Genomic DNA, 13,263 nt, shown 5'->3' with positions numbered 1-13,263 from the left:
GTGACACTGTACATGGATCTCCTAGAAGAGACAGTCGTTCCCGAAGGAGCACGGGACATCAAACAGGAAGCCCGTGAGTTCGCAGCGGAACACATCGAACCGAACGCCCAGGAGTACTACGAGCGCGGCGAGTACCCGGTCGACATCCTGGAGAAGGGGATGGAGGCCGGGCTGGTCGCACAGGACATCGGCGAGGAGTACGGCGGGCGCGGGCTCTCCCTCCAGCAGGTCCTCGCGATGGCCGAGGAGTTCTACAAGGCCGACGCCGGCATCGCCCTGACCCTACAGCTCGCGAGCTTCGGCGCGGAGATGCTCGAAGACCACGGCGACGAGGAACAGAAAGAGGAGTACCTCCGTCCGGTCGCGGAGAACGAACAGCTCACCGGACTGGCCGTCTCGGAGCCCGAGACCGGGAGCGACATGGCGGGGATGCAGACGACGGCGGAGAAAGACGGCGACGAGTACGTCCTCAACGGTGAGAAGTACTGGATCGGCAACGGCGTCGAAGCCGACTGGGTCACGGTCTACGCCAAGACCGGCGACGACCCCAACAACCGCTACGACAACTACTCGCTGTTCATCGTCCCGACCGACACCGACGGCTACGACGCCGAGCACATCCCGGAGAAGATGGGCTTTCGTGCGTCCAAACAGGCCCACATCGTCTTCGACGACTGCCGGGTTCCCGAGGAGAACGTCATCGGCCACGAGGGCGCTGGCTTCTACATGCTCGCGGAGTTCTTCAACCACGGCCGCGTGATCGTCGCCGGCCACGGCCTCGGACTGGCCGCGGCCGCCATCGAGGAGGCGTGGGAGTTCGTCCACGACCGCGAAGCCTTCGGCAAGTCCGTCGACGAGTTCCAGGCGGTCCAGCACAAGCTCGCGGACATGCGCATGGAGTTCGAGTCCGCCCGTGCGCTCACGTGGCGCGCGGCCGACAAGGTGGCCAACCAGGAGGACGCGGGATTCTGGGCGGCCATGGCCAAGACGAAGGCGACCGAAGTGTCGACCCAGTGTGCCGAGAAGGGGATGCAGCTCCACGGCGGCCGTTCGGTCCTGACCGAGAACCGGATCTCTCGGGTCTACCGCGACGTGCGCATCCCGGTCATCTACGAGGGCGCGAACGACATCCAGCGCAATCTCATCTACAGTCAGACGCCCCAGTAACGCGTCGCGGTTCCGAGCCCCAGTTTTTCGTTTTCCGGCCGTCCGCTCACTGCTCGACGTAGCCGTACGTCGAGCACAGGTGTTCGAGGATCCAGTCGACGGTGTCCGCGTCGTACGTCCAGAAGCCGTAGAACTCTCTCGGGGCCCGTTCTTCGGCCAGCAACGCGCACTTCTGACCGTCGTCGCCGCCGCCGTCGAAGACGACGAACCACGACTCCTCGATCTCGGTCGCACGCTCGATGTGGAGCGTGAAGTTGTCGGTCTCTGGGCGCTCCTCGTCGGGCGCGGCGTAGGCGTGTACGTCTATCGCGCCGTCGCCCAACTTCTCGTACCTGTCGAGTTCCCCCGCCAGCGTCGACACCGTCTGGAAACCGGCGTGGAGCGAGCCGCGACCGACGCGGAACGCCCGGTCTTCGATCTCTCTGGTCGCGGCCATCATCTGTCCGATGCTCCAGGACGTGAACATCGTCTCGTCGAGTTCGTCGAGGATCGGACGATACGGGCTCTGTTCGACGCCGATGGGCCGGTCGTTTCGAGCGAGTCGATCGGTGAACTGTTCGAGGCTGGCCGCCGCGATCACCCCGTCCTCGTCACTCAGAGTGACGAACTCTCCCGGCCGTCCACTGACCGTCTCCTCGGTCGTGACGGCGACGTTTCGGTCGGAAAACTGCCGCTGAAGGTCGGCAATCGCGTCATCTCCGGCGTTGAACACGATGAGTCGTTTCTCGTGGTCTTCGACCCCGGCGATGAGTTCCGAAAGCGACATCGCGTCTACGGTAGCAACGGTCCGGGTCGGCTTAGGGGTTGTGCCTCGTCTCCGTCTGCCCGTTGTTCATGGTATTCCGTGTGCTAGCCGACCACTTGACATGTCGAAAACGGCCATCTGAGTGGTATCTGCGCGACGTTCATGATTAATGGGGTGCGACGTAGTGGAAAATCTTTAGTCACGGCCCTCCAACGGTGGATACACGGCTTCCCAACTGGGGCCGATGATCTCAAATGACAGATAATGAACTAATCTGGCGAATCGCTGGCGGTTCCGGTGACGGGATCGACTCGACGAGCCAAAACTTCGCAAAGGCCCTGATGCGCTCGGGACTTGACGTTTTCACACATCGTCACTATCCCTCGCGCATCCGAGGCGGCCACACGTTCGTAGAGGTGCGCGCGGGCGACGAAGACGTACGCTCGCGCGGTGACGGCTACAACTTCCTCCTCGCCCTCGGTGACTCCTTCGCACGGAACCCACAGGACGAAGCCTACTACGGCGACGAGGAAGTCAAGCCGCTCTCGGAGAACCTCCACGATCTCCGAGAGGGCGGCGTCGTCGTCTACGACGAGGGACTCCTCGACGAGGACGCCATCGCCGAGCTGAACCTCGAAGCGCGCGCCGAGGAGAACGACTGGCACGTCTACCCGATGAACCTCCGCGAGATGGCCCGCGAACACGGTCGCGAGGTCATGCGCAACACCGCTGGCGTCGCCGTCACGGCGGCGCTGCTGGATACGGACCCGGCCTTCTTCGAGGCGCTCATGCGAGAGAACATGTCGGGCGACATCCTCGAAGACAACCTCGCGGTGCTCGAAGACGCCTACGAGCGAGCCGAGGAACTCGAACACACCCACGACCTCACGATGCCGGAAGCGGAGGACCACGACGACGAGCAGGTGCTGCTCTCCGGCTCGAACGCCATCGCCTACGGTGCCCTCGACGAGGGCTGTCGCTTCATCGCTGGCTACCCCATGACGCCGTGGACCGACGTGTTCACGATCATGTCCCAGCACCTGCCGAAGTTCGGCGGGATCTCCGAGCAGGTCGAAGACGAGATCGCCGCGGCGGCGCTGGCGCTCGGTGCCAGCCACGCTGGCGTCAAGTCGATGTCCGGCTCTTCCGGCGGCGGATTCGCGCTCATGAGCGAGCCGCTGGGCCTCGCCGAGATGACCGAGACGCCGGTCGTGCTCGTCGAGGCGATGCGTGCCGGTCCCTCGACCGGGATGCCGACCAAGCCCGAGCAGGCCGACCTCGAACACGTCCTGTACACGAGTCAGGGCGACTCGGCTCGCGTCGTCTTCGCACCCGCCAACATCCGGGAGTGCTACGACCAGACGCGAGCGGCCTTCCGGATCGCCTACGAGTACCAGATCCCGTCGATCGTGATCTACGACCAGAAGCTCCAGGGCGAGCTTCGCAACGTCGACGAGAGCTTCTTCGACCGCGAGCCAAACGCCGACCCCGGCTCGGTGCTCACCGAAGAGGAGATCGCCGACGCGGCCCACCACGCTTCGGGCAAGTTCCAGCGCTTCCAGCACGAACCGGAGGACGGCTCCAACGTGAGCCCGCGCTCGGTGCCCGGCCAGAAGGACGGCCGCTACCTCGCGACCGGCAACGAACACAACCCGTCGGGTCACATCAGCGAGGACCCCGACAACCGGATCGCACAGATGAACCGTCGGCTGGACAAGCTCGACGACATCCGTGCTGACTTAGACGAGCACACGTCCCACCAGACCTACCACGGTCCGGAGGACGCCGACTACGGCATCCTCGTGTGGGGCAGCCACCAGGACACCGTCTTCGAGGCCGTCGACCGTCTCAACGACGACGGCCACTCGGTGAAGGCACTCGGCGTCTCCGATATGGCACCCTACCCCGTCGAAGAGGTCTCGGCGTGGCTCGAATCCGTCGACGAGGCGCTCGTCGTCGAGATGAACGCCAGCGCACAGTTCCGCGGCCTCACGCAGAAGGAGATCGGCCGCTTCGGTCCGAAACTCTCCAGTCTGCTGAAGTACAACGGGAACCCGTTCGAACCGGCGGAGATCGTCGAGGGCTTCGAGACCAGCATCAACGGCGAGGATCTCGCCGCGAGCAACATGAAGTACCTCCCAGCGGCAGGTGACTAAGCTATGAGTGCATTCTCAGCAATCGGCGACGAACGCGAGGTTGACCGCGACGAGTTTACGCCCGGTATCGAACCACAGGCGACGTGGTGTCCCGGCTGTGGCGACTTCGGCGTCCTGAAGGCGCTCAAGCAGGCCATGCCGGAGGTCGGCCGCAACCCCGACGAGGTCGCGCTGTTTACCGGTATCGGCTGTTCTGGCAAGCTCAACAGCTACTTCAACAGCTACGGCTTCCACACCATCCACGGGCGCTCGCTGCCCGTCGCACGTGCGGCAAAGCTCGCGAACCCCGACGTCGAGGTCATCGCGGCCGGCGGTGACGGCGACGGCTACGGGATCGGCGGGAACCACTTCATGCACACCGCCCGCGAGAACCACGACATGACCTACATCGTGTTCAACAACGAGATCTTCGGCCTCACGAAGGGCCAGACCTCGCCGACCTCCCCGAAGGGCCACAAGTCAAAGACCCAGCCCTCGGGCTCGGCGAAGTCCCCGATCCGTCCGCTCAGCCTCGCGCTGACCTCCGGCGCGACGTACGTCGCCCGGACCGCGGCGGTCAACCCCAACCAGGCAAAGGAGATCATCGCGGAAGCGATCGAACACGACGGCTTCGCACACGTCGACTTCCTCACCCAGTGCCCGACCTGGAACAAGGACGCGAAGCACTACGTCCCGTACACGGACATCCAGCAGTCCGACGACCACGACTTCGACACCTCGAACCGCGAGGAAGCCCAGCAGATGATGTTCGAGACGGAGAACAAACTCTACGAGGGCGAAGTCCTGACCGGACGCTACTACGTCGACGACGAGAGCCCCTCCTACCAGGAGGAGAAGCAGGCCACCGGTGAGATGCCCGAAGAACCGCTCGCAGAGCGGTACTTCGACGAGGACTACGAGTGGGAGCGCACTGCCGACTCCCTGCTCGAACACCACAAGTAACGCCGCTCGACGCGACTAGATCCTCGTTTGTGGATTCGGAAGGTATTTTTTCGTCCGTGGCAAAGAAACGTCTATGAGCGTCGATTCTACGGAGCGCCGCATTCTCTCTGTCTTAGAGGACGATGCACAGGCATCGTACGCGGAGATCGCCGAACGGGCGGACGTTTCGAAACCGACCGTTCGCAAGTACATCAACAAACTCGAAGAGGAAGGCGTCATCGTCGGCTACTCGGCCGACGTGAACCCGAAGAAGCTATCGAGCCAGTCGATCGCACTGGTCGGGATGGACGTCGCGAGCGACTGTTACGTCGAGGTGACCCGAGGACTCTCCTCGATCGACGCCGTCGAGTCGCTGTACACGTCCAGTGGCGACCACATGCTCATGGCGGAAGTGCGGGCCGCCGACGGCGGCGAAGTCGGCGAGATCATCGAAGACGAGATCCTCTCGACGGAGGGAGTCACGGCGGCACATCCCTCGTTTCTCCAGGAGCGGCTCAAGTAAGTGGTTTTTAGACGCTCCATCGCTCACTCTCGCGTATGACTTCTCGCCTGGTGTTGGGGGCGGGGCCGCTCGTCCGGTCACTGCTCGACGAACTCGCAGCCGGCCGTGGCGAGGTGACGGTCCTCACCGAGGACGAACACCGGGTCGACACGCTCCGTACGGACGCGATCACGGTGCAGTTGGCGGATCCGGCCGACCGCTCGGTACTGTCGTCGCTGGGCTGGACGCCGGAGACGGTGTTCGTCGCTGTCGGCGACGCCAAGCGCAACGTGGCCGTCGCGCAGGCGGTGCGATCTGTCTTTCCCTCTGCGATGCTCGTCGCCTACAGCGGGCTGGAGACCGATCCGGCGGTCGACGACGCGCTCGAACACGTCGCCGACCGGGTCGTCGATCCCGGCGCGGCGGTCACCGACCACCTCATGGAACGCGTCGGCGAGGCCGGTCTGCGGACCCGACAGCTCCAGCGCGTGTTACGCGACGTGGACGGAACGCTGGCGGTCGTCATGCACGACAACCCGGATCCCGACGCCATCGCGAGCGGGGTCGCGCTGTCGCGGCTGGCACAGGCCGTCGGCTGTGAGACGGAGCTGTGTTACTACGGCGAGATCACCCACCAGGAGAACAGGGCGTTCGTGAACCTACTGGAGTTCGACCTCCAGAACCTCGACGCCGACGCGGATCTCGACGCGTACGACGGCTTCGCGCTGGTCGATCACTCTCGTCCCGGCGTCAACGATCAGCTCCCGCCCGAGACGCCCATCGACATCGTCGTCGATCACCACCCGCCGCGCGCGCCCGTCGAGGCGCGGTTCGTCGATCTCCGGAGCGACGTAGGTGCGACCAGTACGCTGCTTGCCGACTATCTCCGCCGGTTCGACTCGCTCGTCGAAGAGGCGATCGCGACGGGACTCCTCTTTGGCATCAGCGTCGACACGCGCGAGTTTCGACGCGAGGTGTCGGTCGACGACTTCGAGGCCGCGGCCTACTTGCTGCCACACGCCGACCTCGACATCCTCCAGCGCATCGAGGACCCGAGCATGAGCGCCGACACGCTCGATACGATCGGACACGCGATCGCGAACCGCCAGCGGGAGGGATCGGTGCTGCTGAGCTGCGTGGGAGAGCTCTCGGACCGCGACGCGCTCGCACAGGCCGCCGATCGACTGCTCGACCTCCAGGGGATCAACTCGACGCTGGTCTACGGCGTCAAGGACGGAACGATCTACGCGTCGGCGCGGGCTCGCGGGACCGAGATCGACCTCGGCGAAGTGCTCCGCGAGGCGTTCGGCCAGATCGGCAGTGCGGGGGGCCACGCCGACATGGCCGGTGCCCAGATCACGCTGGGCGTCCTCGAATCCATCGAGGATCGGGACGAGTCGCTCCACGAGGTCGTTCGCGCCGTCGTCGACGACCGGTTCCTCGACGCCGTTCAGGCCCGCCCCAACCACCTCCTGAGCCCGGTGTACACCGCGTCGCGCTACGGGGCGACCGACGAGTATCTCGACGTCGAGGACGGCGAGGAGTGACGGACCGCCGGGGTTTTTCTCTCGTGGTCTCGTTCACGAACACATGGAAGCGGACGGCGAACCACGCGTTCGAGAGTACATGACCAGCGACGTGTCCACGGTGTCGCCCGACGACACGGTCGAAGCGGTAGCCTATCGAATCGCCGAAAGCGACGAGTACAGCGGCTTTCCGGTGTGTGAGGGGCGTCGTGTCGAGGGCTTCGTCAGTGCCCGGGACCTGTTGCTGGCCGAGGACCACGAGCCGATGTTTCGCGTGATGAGCGACGACATCCTCGTCGCCCACCCGGAGATGGGCGTTCAGGACGCGGGGCGGGTCATTCTCCGGTCTGGCATCCAGAAACTCCCGGTCGTCGACGACGCGGGCCATCTCGTCGGCATCATCTCGAACGCGGACGTGATCCGTTCGCACATCGAGCGCGCGACGCCGAACAAGGTCGACAAGCTCACCCGGACCCTGGAGTCGATCCACGACGTGTCCGCGCGGGACGAACGGCGCGAGGTCGCCATCGACGAGCTGGTGCCGACACAGGGGACCGTCTACGCGGACGAACTGGAGGGGCGGACCTACGAACTCAAACGCGGACTCGCCGAGCCGCTCGTGGTCATCGACAACGGGGGGCTCCAGCCGCCCGATCAGGCGACCGTCACCGAGTTCGCCGGCGGCGAGAGCCCGGAGCAGACCCGCGAGCTGTTGCTGGCCGACGGGCACCACCGCGTGAAAGCGGCCGAGCAGCTGGACATCGAGACGATGGACGCCTACGTGATCGTGCTGGACGACCCCGTCGACCTCGGGATGGCACGCACCGCCGACGACGCGGACCTCACTTCGATCAACGACATCGAAGTGGTCGACTACGCGCGCCACCCGCTGGTCGAGACGACCGAACGCCTCCAGGGCGAAGACGAGTAGGGTCCCTCGACGCGTACAAGACTTATTGTCACATGATGTCAACGAACACAGTATGTACGACGAGGCCGACCTGGCAGCCATCCGGGAGGCGAAAGCCGACTGGGAGGCCGAGACGCTCGATCCAGTACTGGACGCCTACGGCGAGCGAGCCGAGCGGTTCGCCACCGTCTCGAATCGCGCGGTCGACAGGCTGTACACGCCGGCCGACGTTGCCGACCTCGACTACGAGCGCGATCTCGGCTTCCCCGGCGAGGAGCCGTACACCCGCGGCGTCTATCCGACGATGTACCGTGGCCGCCAGTGGACGATGCGCCAGTTCGCCGGCTTCGGCACGGCTCGGGAGACCAACGAGCGCTTTCAGTACCTGATCGACGAGGGCCAGACGGGGCTCTCGACGGCCTTCGACATGCCCACGCTGATGGGGATCGACTCGGACGACCGCATGGCCGAGGGCGAGGTCGGCAAGGAGGGCGTCGCCGTCGACACGCTCCGGGACGTGGAGATCCTCTTCGACGGGATCGACCTCGCCGAGATCTCGACGAGTTTCACCATCAACCCCAGCGCACCCGTGATCTACGCGATGTACGTCGCGCTCGCGGACCGCCGCGGCGTCGACCGCACGGAGCTTCGCGGGACCCTCCAGAACGACATGTTCAAGGAGTTCATCGCACAGAAAGAGTGGGTCGTCCCCCCGGAGCCGTCGCTGCGGCTCGTGACCGACGTAATCGAGTTCGCCACCGAGGAGACGCCGTCGTTCAAGCCGGTCTCGGTCTCGGGCTACCACATCCGCGAGGCCGGATCGACGGCCACGCAGGAACTGGCCTTCACGCTCGCCGACGGCTTCGCGTACGTCGAAGACTGTCTCGACCGGGGCCTCGACGTGGACACGTTCGCCCCGCAGCTCTCCTTTTTCTTCAACTCGCACAACTCGATCTTCGAGGAGGTCGCGAAGTTCCGGGCCGCGCGGCGGATCTACGCGCGGGTCATGGACGAGTGGTACGACGCGAGCGAACCGGCCGCCAAGCAACTGAAGTTCCACACCCAGACCGCTGGCCAGTCACTGACCGCCCAGCAGCCGCTGAACAACGTCGTCAGGGTGACGATCCAGGCGCTGGCCGGCGTGCTCGGCGGAACCCAGAGCCTGCACACGAACAGCTTCGACGAGGCGCTCGCCCTGCCCAGCGAGAAGGCGGTCCGGGTCGCGCTGCGGACCCAGCAGATCATCGGCGAGGAGTCCGGCGCTGCGGACATCGTCGATCCGCTGGGCGGGAGCTTCGCCGTCGAGGCGCTGACCGACGAGATCGAGGCGGACGCGATGGCGTACATCGAACACGTCAGGGACGAACTGGGCGACGGCTCCATGCGAGCGGGCGTCCTCGCGGGGATCGAGGACGGGTACTTCCAGCGAGAGATACAGGACGCCGCCTACGAGTACCAGGAACGCGTCGAGGACGGCGAGGAGACCGTCGTCGGCGTCAACGCCTACGCGGTCGAGGAAGAGACCGAACCCGATCTCCTGCAGGTCGAGGACCGCGTGCAAGAACAGCAACGCGAGCGCCTCGCAGACGTACGGACCGAACGCGACGACGAGGCCGTCGACGCGGCGCTCGAACGGGTCCGCGAGGCGGCCGTCGGCGGCGAGAACGTGATGCCCGCGATCGTCGAGGCCGTCAAAGCCGAGGCGACGATGGGCGAGATCATGGGCGTCTTCGAGGATGAGTACGGGAGCTACCGGGAGACGATCGGGGCGGTCTGATACGGAGTATTGTCGCCGTTTGCCCGGCCGATTGCCACCCGGAATGCTTATTCGCTGCCGACAGGTCGTCTGTGACGTGAAGCCCACTGGTGCCCTCTCGACCGGTATCGACACCCTCCGCAGACAGCCCCAGATCGTCGCGATCCTCTTCGCGTTCTCGCTGCTGAGCACCGGACTGTCCGCCGTGCAGTTCGTCAATCCGCTGCTCGTGTATCCGGCGACCGGCGTCGTCTACCTGTCGCTACCGTTCCTCGTCGGCGGGCTCGTCGCCTACGTGGCGGCGTCGATGACGGATTCGCCGTCGTTCGAGCAGTTCCTCGCGGCCGGCCGGGACCACTACGTCGGCCTCCTCCTGGGCGGACTGCTCCTCGGTGCCGTCACGCTCGTCGTCTACGTTCTCGTCGCGATCGTCTTCTTCGTGGCAGTCGTCTTGGTGTTCGGGGCCGCGCTCAACACCGGGTTGGGGGCCGCGACCCTTCCGGTGGTCGTGCTCCTCTCGCTGGTCGGTTTCCTCGTCGTGCTGGTCCCGTGGTTCTTCTCGCAGTTTTTCCCCGCGGCGATGGTGCTTGACGGCGACGGCGTCGCCGACTCGTTCCGTCGAAGCGTCTCGCTCGTCCGCTCGAACGCCGTGTCGGTCGTCGGGTTCGACCTGATCGCGTTCGTCATTGGCCTGCTCGTACAGACTCCGACCGCGTTCCTGTTCTACAGTAGTTTCGACTCGATGGCACTCGACACCCGGTCCAGAACCGGGATGGTCTCGGTCTTCGATTACATGTCGACCACCGAAGTCGGCCTGTTTCTCGGTTCGAGTCTCGTGATCAGTACGGTCGTCGGATCGATCATGTACGCGTACTACGTCGCCTACTACCGTGAGATCGGCGACGCCTCGTCGGCGGCGACCGACACGACCAAGCTGTAACGCCGCTCGACACTCCCGTCTTTGCTCTCCAGTGACCGTTCGCCTCCACTGGACCGACGACGGCTTTTGACCGGAGATTCCGTCGGCTGAGCCGCAGGCGTTTCAGAGTGGTAAGGTGAATGGATTCCCAGTGCTTGCCTGCCATTCGTTTGTCTTTGGGAAACGAGATGCCAGTATCTATACAGATCATGTCGCTTGGAATAACTTAATACGGTTCCACTGTGAGCACCTGTATGAGGTATATTTAATCATGCCAGATGAGGGACCTGAACTTGAGGCTCGCCTGACGGAGCAAGAGTACTTCCGTCCGCCGACGGACTTCGTCGGCCAGGCAAATGTCACCGATCCGGAGATCCACGAACGGTTCGACGAGAACTATCCGGAGGCGTTCGAGGAGTACGCAGAACTGCTCGACTGGGACGAACACTGGGACGAGGTGCTCGACGACTCGAATCCGCCGTTCTACGAGTGGTTCACCGGTGGGAAGCTCAACGCGTCGCACAACTGCATCGACCGCCACCTCGACGAGCGCAAGAACCAGGCCGCGATCATCTGGGAGGGCACCGACGCCGACGAGAGCGAGACGATCACCTATCAGGACCTGTACAACCGGGTCAACGCGATGGCAGCCTCGCTGCAGGACGTCGACGTCCGCGAGGACGACGTGGTCACCTGTCACCTCCCGATGCTCCCAGCGCTGCCGGTGACGATGCTGGCCTGTGCCCGCATCGGCGCGCCGCACTCGGAGGTGTTCGCCGGCTTCTCGGCCCAGGCACTGGCCGACCGGATCGACTCCGCCGACAGCGACGTGGTCGTCACCTGTGACGGCTACTACCGACGCGGCGAGTTCCTCAACCACAAGGAGAAGTGCGACGAGGCGCTGGACGCCGCCGAGTCCGACGTGGACACCGTCCTGCTGTGGACGCGCGAAGACGAACTCCACCCCGACGTCGAGATCGGCGAGGACGATCCGTACGTGCTCGTCGACGACCTGCTTGCCGACAACGAGCGAGCGCGCGTCGACCCGGTCTCGCGTGACGCCGAAGACCCGCTCTTCCTGATGTACACCTCCGGGACGACGGGCCAGCCGAAGGGCTGTCAGCACCGCACCGGCGGCTATCTCTCCTACGTGACGGCCACCTCGAAGAACGTCCTCGACATCAAACCCGAGGACACCTACTGGTGTGCCGCCGACATCGGCTGGATCACGGGCCACAGCTACATCGTCTACGGACCCCTCTCGCTGGGGACCACCAGCGTGATGTACGAGGACACGCCCGATCATCCCCACAAAGGTCGCATCTGGGAGATCGCCGAGCGCTACGACGTGGACATCTTCCACACCTCGCCGACCGCTGTCCGGATGTTCATGAAGTGGGGCGAAGAGTACGTCCAGGACTACGACTTCGACTTCCGGCACATGACGACGGTGGGCGAACCGATCCAGCCGGAAGCGTGGCTGTGGTACTACAAGTACATCGGCGGCGAGGACGCGGCCATCGTTGACACCTGGTGGCAGACCGAGACCGGCGGCCACCTGATCACGAACCTGCCCGCGCTGGACGACATGAAACCCGGCTCCGCCGGCAAGGCGGTTCCGGGCATCCAGCCGGCTATCTACGACGACAACGGCGACCCCATCGAACCCGCGTCGGGACGCGCCGGCAACCTCGTCATCGAAAAGCCCTGGCCCGGCATGCTCCAGACGGTGTACGGCAACGACGAGCGGTTCATCGAGGAGTACTGGCAGGACTTCTCGGACACCGACTCCGACGACCCCGAGGACTGGGTGTACAAAGCCGGCGACGGCGCGGTCCACGGACAGGACAGCTACTATCGCGTCCTCGGTCGCCTCGACGACGTGATGAACGTCGCGGGCCACCGCCTCGGAACGATGGAACTGGAGTCGGCGGTCGCCGAGGTCGAAGACGCTGCCGAGGCCGCCGTGGCCTCCCGCGAAGACGCCGAGAAAGGAGAGGTGCCGGACGTGTACGTCGTCCTCCGAGACGGCATCGAGCCGAGCGAAGCGGTCCGTGACCGGATCGTCTCGGCCGTCGAAGACGAGATCGGGAAGTTCGCCCGTCCGGCCAACGTCATCTTCTGTGGCGACTTGCCCAAGACTCGCTCCGGCAAGATCATGCGCCGGATCCTCGAAAACATCTCCAACGGCGAGGAACTCGGCAACACGACGACGCTGCGTGACCCGAGCGTCCCCGAGGAGATTCGCGACCAGGTCCAGGGCGACTGATCGCCCGACTGCCTACTCCGTTCTGGCGTCGTCGAAGTTGTTCGCGACGTACACCACCAGCGCCAGCAACACTCCCAGCCCGGTCCCGATAGTTACCATCCCGAAGACGGCGACGCCGACCGGCGTCGGCGGCAGCGCGACGACGCCGAACAGCTCCGGTTCGAGCGTCTCGTCGGTCGCCCAGGCCAGTACGTACCCCATCACGCCCGTCAGCGCCACGATGATCAGGTAGAGTCTGACGACGAGTCGATCGCCACGCAGCGTGCCACTCACGCTTTCCTCTCGGGAGTGAGTCGATTAGCCTTTTTCGCTCCAGCGCCAAAACCCGCTATGGCCGAAAAAGACCTCCTCTTTCTCGTGCTCGCCGGGATCGCGTCGCTGATGTTCATCAC

At 64.8% G+C, this 13,263-nt stretch carries 11 protein-coding genes; 9 read left to right on the top strand and 2 right to left on the bottom strand.

Annotated features, from left to right (window positions below; genetic code table 11):
- Positions 1-12 precede the first annotated feature (12 nt).
- Positions 13-1,167 (top strand): acyl-CoA dehydrogenase family protein, encoded by a 1,155-nt coding sequence (locus HALKA_RS0117960; protein ID WP_018259294.1) that lies wholly within the window; start codon positions 13-15, stop codon positions 1,165-1,167.
- A 46-nt stretch (positions 1,168-1,213) separates the two neighbouring features.
- Here the strand turns inward: HALKA_RS0117960 and HALKA_RS0117955 are convergent, their stop codons facing one another.
- Positions 1,214-1,933, bottom strand: a complete 720-nt coding sequence (locus HALKA_RS0117955) for a DICT sensory domain-containing protein (protein WP_018259293.1) — start codon at positions 1,931-1,933, stop codon at positions 1,214-1,216.
- A gap of 233 nt (positions 1,934-2,166) precedes the next feature.
- On the opposite strand from HALKA_RS0117955, the gene HALKA_RS0117950 reads away from it, so the two are divergent.
- From HALKA_RS0117950 to acs, 8 genes are all read left to right on the top strand, one after another.
- Positions 2,167-4,068 carry a 2-oxoacid:acceptor oxidoreductase subunit alpha gene (locus tag HALKA_RS0117950; RefSeq protein WP_026190411.1) on the top strand — a complete coding sequence of 634 codons (1,902 nt, stop codon included), beginning with the start codon at positions 2,167-2,169 and terminating at the stop codon, positions 4,066-4,068.
- Between the two features lie 3 nt (positions 4,069-4,071).
- Entirely contained in the window at positions 4,072-5,010 is a 939-nt protein-coding gene (locus HALKA_RS0117945) for a thiamine pyrophosphate-dependent enzyme (RefSeq protein WP_018259291.1), read from the top strand.
- A 73-nt stretch (positions 5,011-5,083) separates the two neighbouring features.
- On the top strand, positions 5,084-5,512 hold the full coding sequence (gene lrpA1 / locus HALKA_RS0117940; protein WP_018259290.1) for an HTH-type transcriptional regulator LrpA1: 429 nt from the start codon (positions 5,084-5,086) through the stop codon (positions 5,510-5,512).
- Positions 5,513-5,547: 35 nt separating this feature from the next.
- Complete coding sequence (locus HALKA_RS0117935) at positions 5,548-7,038, top strand: DHH family phosphoesterase (RefSeq protein ID WP_018259289.1); 1,491 nt, start codon at positions 5,548-5,550, stop codon at positions 7,036-7,038.
- A 43-nt stretch (positions 7,039-7,081) separates the two neighbouring features.
- On the top strand, positions 7,082-7,948 hold the full coding sequence (locus HALKA_RS0117930) for a CBS domain-containing protein (RefSeq protein WP_018259288.1): 867 nt from the start codon (positions 7,082-7,084) through the stop codon (positions 7,946-7,948).
- 52 nt (positions 7,949-8,000) lie between these two features.
- On the top strand, positions 8,001-9,704 hold the full coding sequence (locus tag HALKA_RS0117925) for an acyl-CoA mutase large subunit family protein (protein WP_018259287.1): 1,704 nt from the start codon (positions 8,001-8,003) through the stop codon (positions 9,702-9,704).
- Positions 9,705-9,780: 76 nt separating this feature from the next.
- Complete coding sequence (locus HALKA_RS0117920) at positions 9,781-10,623, top strand: DUF7847 domain-containing protein (RefSeq protein ID WP_155119455.1); 843 nt, start codon at positions 9,781-9,783, stop codon at positions 10,621-10,623.
- A 250-nt stretch (positions 10,624-10,873) separates the two neighbouring features.
- On the top strand, positions 10,874-12,871 hold the full coding sequence (gene acs / locus HALKA_RS0117915; protein WP_018259285.1) for an acetate--CoA ligase: 1,998 nt from the start codon (positions 10,874-10,876) through the stop codon (positions 12,869-12,871).
- A gap of 12 nt (positions 12,872-12,883) precedes the next feature.
- Here the strand turns inward: acs and HALKA_RS0117910 are convergent, their stop codons facing one another.
- On the bottom strand, positions 12,884-13,144 hold the full coding sequence (locus tag HALKA_RS0117910) for a DUF7520 family protein (protein ID WP_018259284.1): 261 nt from the start codon (positions 13,142-13,144) through the stop codon (positions 12,884-12,886).
- Positions 13,145-13,263: the final 119 nt, after the last annotated feature.

It is taken from the genome of Halomicrobium katesii DSM 19301 (assembly GCF_000379085.1).
Taxonomy (GTDB): domain Archaea; phylum Halobacteriota; class Halobacteria; order Halobacteriales; family Haloarculaceae; genus Halomicrobium; species Halomicrobium katesii.
This window is presented reverse-complemented; position numbering and strand designations above follow the sequence as displayed.